This is a genomic window from Chryseobacterium sp. SN22 (genome assembly GCF_008329705.1).
Lineage (GTDB): Bacteria > Bacteroidota > Bacteroidia > Flavobacteriales > Weeksellaceae > Chryseobacterium.
The window spans coordinates 1-5,456 of sequence record NZ_VTSX01000051.1 but is presented as its reverse complement, the minus strand read 5'-3'; the positions used below and the strand labels follow the sequence as shown (position 1 = coordinate 5,456).

The 5,456-nt window shown below is 37.7% G+C and carries 2 protein-coding genes; both read right to left on the bottom strand.

What is annotated here, in order from left to right; all coding sequences use genetic code 11:
* Nucleotides 1–114: 114 nt before the first annotated feature.
* The gene (locus FY557_RS19820) at nucleotides 115–3,708 is read right to left on the bottom strand and encodes a DUF6443 domain-containing protein (RefSeq protein WP_149248957.1); all 3,594 of its coding nucleotides are present in this window, start codon (nucleotides 3,706–3,708) and stop codon (nucleotides 115–117) included.
* Between the two features lie 5 nt (nucleotides 3,709–3,713).
* Nucleotides 3,714–5,456 (bottom strand): DUF5977 domain-containing protein (locus tag FY557_RS20240; protein ID WP_228451850.1); only part of this gene is annotated, 1,743 nt, incomplete at its 5' end.

The window sequence follows — 5,456 nt, the reverse complement described above, 5'->3', positions numbered from 1 at the left end:
CAAGGACCTTTTCAGAAACCTAAGAAGGCTCTCCTTCGGGGAAATAAAGTGCGTTGACATATAATCTATTTAAGTGGTGGTGTGATTAAAAGTAAATTTTCCAGTTCAAATATCTCACCAAAAAATCCCGATTCCTTTTAACCCCGAACTTATCTCGGTTGTACCTCTTTTACCTGCACCAACATTTAAAGGATTCATCATTTCAATTGGTGTTGATTTTGGATCAAAAGTTCCACCGTACGTTACTCCTAAAGGAGAAATAAACGATTTTGCTTCACCTGAATAATCTTCTAATAAAAAAGGACCTGAATGACTGGATGAAATCCTTCCCACTCCTACTCCTCCTTCAAACCCTAATCCAAAATTTATATTTCTGTTAAAAAATAATCCCCAATTATTTCCAGCATCTTTTACTAATCCAATATCAAAACCAAAACCACCTCCTAATACTCCATTTGCACTAAACGATATACTACTACCTTTACTTTCTGTTCCTATAATTGTAATTCCTCCTTTAGTTTCAAATGTTTCTTTAGTACTTTTTTCTGAACCATCAGCTTTTGTAATTGTTCCATTATCGTGAAAAGTGAGTTCAGATGTAACTTCACCATTTGTTGTCATAAGAGTACTTCCTTCTGCTAGATGTTCAGCACTATCACCATATTTGTCTTTAGCTTGCTCTTGTGTTTTAATGGCAGCATCAAAAAAGATTTGATTTCCTCTCTGTACCCAATCTTCTCCTTCTTTTCCATCTGGATCAATAAACCTCATTGGATTATTAAAAGCATAATTATAAGGACTATGTCTTGTCATTTTTTCCGCTAGCGGATCCACCACACCCCATCTACCAATATCCGCCATATAGAATCTCGCTCCATAATCATACATTCCTATCTCCTGCAATTCCTTTCCGTTGTACTTGTAGTTCTTATAAGAACCCGCTCCGAAGAAAGAATTCCCGCTTTTCATATGATTCATCCCAAACGGATAATAATCATTCACATCTACCAGTTCCAAAGCACCTGCGCTGTTTCTTGCGAAACTGATCCGGGTATTTCCAAGATGGTCTTTGTACTGATAAATATACTGATCTTTTTTGTAATCGTAATATCCTTCTGCTGTCGGGAAAAATTCAAGATCCTCGTTTTTAAGCATCCATGTAATTGGAGTGGGGAACAGTCTTTCATCTACGGAATAAGCCTGCATTTCCATAGCTCTTCTCTGAGGAGCCATCGCCATAGATTCCATTGGAGGATCTACAGGTCCGCCTCCGCCTCCCTGGGTTGTAGAGGTTGTTTTGTTATATTGGAATCCATCCAGGTAATCCGCATCTTTTACGATCGTGGTCATTGAATTAACCCCTGCAATGGTACTGGTGCTTTTTTTCCTGAGCTTTACCCCGTCAGCCCTGTAAGAATACTCTACATTAAATGGAAAATCTACGATCATGTCTACTACGGAAGGCAGGTTCAGGTAATTATACTGGATTTGCATGGTTTTATCCGGCATTGACGTCATATTTCCATTGGCATCATACTGGATCGGCATTCCTCCGCCTTCATAGCCGGTAGCATTATAAGAATTGTCATTGATCATAATCAGCTCATTGCTCTTATTCTGGGCTGAATAAATATATTCCAGATCATCGATTTTTGTTGGCGTAGTATTGCCGTATTCCAAAACCGAAGTTCTGAAGAGCCTGGTGATATTTCCATTAAGGTCGTATTCCAGAGACTCTGTGTTTTCTCCAAGGCTCGGATTGTTCGGGGTCTGGTAAAAACCTGCGGTTAGCCTATTGAGTTTATCGTAAGCATAACCGTACCTTTTTGGGGTTAGAGAAGGATAATTCCCAATATTCTCCACGCTTCTCCAATCTACTTCGGCTATATTCCCGTTATATTTTGCTTTTACCTCTTTACCCGGAAACTGCGTTAGGTCCGGACTGGAGATCCCTTCCTTTTCGTTGTATTTAATCTTATAGGAAAAGAGTTTTCCACCAAGATCCGGAATCTGCATCTGATCCCGGTTGATGCCTGTCATCCAGCCGCGGATGTTGTAGCTGTAATCAATGCTTTGCAGATTGTTTCCTACTTTCTTGTTGGAAACCTGAGAAAGTTCATTATAGATGTTTTCAGCCAAAAGCACTTCAGTCTGATCATCTACCTTATGGTAATGCTGAAGCAGCCTGTTCTGGCTGTCATAAACAAATCTTTCCTGAACCGTTACCCCGATTTCGCCCAGCTTTCTTAAATGGGAAGTATTGGTTTTTTGGGCTACTCCTGCAAAATCCAACTCGGTTTCGGTTTTGGTATATCCTCCCAAATGATTAAAAGAATACGTCCCGATAGATCTCCCTTTTTTATCGTACCAGGTATAGTTTTTTGTCCAGTTGTCGTCTTCAATGTTTTTTACGTATGAAGCCACCGGTAAGCTTTTGGTACTTATCGAAGAATTCTGGCTATCCTGCGGTAGAACGTCCTGTCCTAGAATCTGGATAGGGATCGTTGGGCTTCCAGGAGGATATATATCATAGTAGTTTATACTCAACACTTGAAGAATGGCATTAGTAGGATAGGTATTATTACCATAATAAATATCAATTCCGCTTTTGGTAAAGCCAACAGCACCTGTTCTTTCTTCTGTCAGAGAAGCTGCTGTTACAGAATGATAATTTACAGCATCCTGAACATCTTTTCTTGCATAAGTATTCCCTATGTCTGCTATGGCTGTATAAACAACCCGTGATAGCTTATCATAACGGGTAAGCAGCCAATTTCCCGAAGGTCTCATATTAGCATCCTGGGTCATAAATACACGGTCTGCTTTGTCATATACTATATATTCCCATCCTTTACCGGGAATTTTCTTTTCAACCAGTCTTCCTCTGCCATCGTATTTATACTGGTAGCAGAGATCACCAAGCACCGTGTTGGGATCCGTTTCCACAGCAGCTTTCGGGGAAATCACAAAAGCCAGCTGGTTGTATTCATTATACACATAGTAAGTATCTGCCTTTTCGGTATCACTAATCATTTTTCTGACCAGTAATACCTGCCCCTCACCATTTTTGAATTCTATCGTTACATTGCCGTCTTCGTCGGTAACGGTATTTTTATACAGCTGGGCAGTCCCGTAATTTGTGCTTTGGCTCAGCACTGAGCTTGTAGCACCATTCACCCATGTGGTAATGGTGGTGTATTTTTTTACCGCATCACCGGTTGTATTGGCATCATATCCAAACTGTACCGGCTTGTTATCCCACGCCAGCCCCACCTGCTTCTGCTGGAGGATCCGGTCAAGAGGCGAGCTTTCTAGGATTTTTTCAGAGAAAGGTCTTTCATTAGTATACACTCCGCTAGGATCACCTACGGGAAAATTCCCGGAATTTTGCTGGGGGTAGATGGCTCCGTTATTGGTTCCCTGCTGGGGAACAGGAAGGAAATCCATGGTCTGTCTTCCGAACCCGTCGTATAAAATAGGCGTTACTACATCTCTCCCTAAAGGAGAGGCCTTCACATTCACAACCTGTTTAGGTCTCCCCAGACCATCGAAATACTGAACGGTCTCAATCTGCTTTGCTGTAGAGCTGCTTGTAGTCACAGGCTCCAGATAGGTCCTGCTCTGGACGTAGTTCTCTGTTAAACTAATCTGTGCCTGCACAAATCCTGATAAAAGGATCGTGCCTATCGGCATTAATATCTTTTTCATTGGTATTAGTTTACATTATAATTAAAAGTAACGTTATATGGAATACCTGTAGCAGGGCTTCCGCTTCCTGTCCATCTTAACGCTGCTTGCCCAGAGCCTGCGTAAATAGTAACCTGCCAATTTCCAGATGTTTTTGAAATTGTCGTAGTAGGCCAGCATGGTGAAGGAATATATCCTATTAATACACCTCCTGACCAATTCAAGCCTTGATTTGAAATTACCTGGAAATTTAATTGGGCATTAACTGTAGTATTTGCCTTTTCAAAAGGAGCATACTGCATCATAAGAAATAAATTCGAAGATTGAGCATCAAAGTTACAATATGGATAATAACAAGTTAAGTTTGAATTGGCATAGTTTTGTGCTTCATCAATTGCCTGCTGATCTGCATCAAGCTGATTAACCAGTGAAATATATTTACCTTCCGCAACCGAATAATTTAAAGATCCCGAAATCATTCCTACAGGACAGTTATTTTTTGTAAAAGCCTGATCAACGGCTTTGCTGAAAAACTTTCGCGGAGCGTAATTATATTTATACTCCTTTATTATTTTACCATTAATATCAACTATTTTTTGAAGCTGGTTTGCAGAATCATATTTATAATTTTCTCTAATACCTGAAGGAGATGTTATACTTGTAACTCCAATCAAAGGGTTATAAGTGTAAGTAGATATTTTAAAGTTTTTAAACTCAGCTTTATTACGAAAATTATTTAGCTCAGATTGCAAGTTAGCTTCCGAAATATCATCAATATCAAGATTAGACTTGCTTACAATAGCTAATTGTAAATAAGAATTGTTGTCATTTGAATTTAAACCGAATGCCTGCATTATTTCACCATATGTTGCACCCTCAATAGTGGCAAGAGGTAACGTTTGATTATAACCCCATATTGTTGTGGTGGGAATTCCTGACTTTTCGGTTGATTGAATAAGGTTAATTTTATTATCATAAAGATCAGAGATAGAACTGTCTTCTGTCTGATATGCAGGTATAGTATAACTGCTGAAATCAAATGTAGAATTTAATAAAGAGCTCCTAAACTTTTTGACAGCATGAGCTCCTGATAAAGAAGAAGTAATAGGTGAAAAAATATTCTCCCGCAAAGAAAATTTATTAGCTTTATTTTTGATAATCTCTACAACAGGAGTAAAAATATTTTTATAATGAAGTTGCTGATAAGTACTATATTGTCCTCCAACCTTTGTATCATCATTAATACAATTTATGCAAGCGTTCTCATTATATAAATCTATCGGATATATATTCCTTTTAATAATTGTTCCGATTACTGTAGTCTCTTTGTTTTCTTTAGGATATGGATACCATATATAATCTTCACTACTAGCTGATCCTGGACTGTACCTTTTTAAAACTTTATCAAGATAAACTGTACTTTTACTATTTTCAATAACATCACTGCCATAATATTCTTTTACTGTCTGAGAACTTAATAAGTAAGGAATGACAGGGACATACATTGACTGTACATAGTTTATATTATATCGATTTACTTTTATGTAGTAATTAAGATCAGAAGCTTTACAAGCTATACAATTACTATTAAGTAAATCTAAAGAAGGTAATTTATTTAAAAAATTTTTATATTTATATGTTATCTCTTTAAGTTTAATACCATTATTGTTGAAAATTTCTTCCTTAAGAATTTTTCCTCTTTCATTATTTTTAGATAAGTACCATTTGTTTTGGTTATCAAATAAAGCACCATTATTAAAGCCTAAATT

What these genes read in the sequence shown, in the direction of transcription:
- FY557_RS19820 (WP_149248957.1), bottom strand. Translation starts at nt 3,708, where the DNA reads ATGAAAAAGATATTAATGCCGATAGGCACGATCCTTTTATCAGGATTT.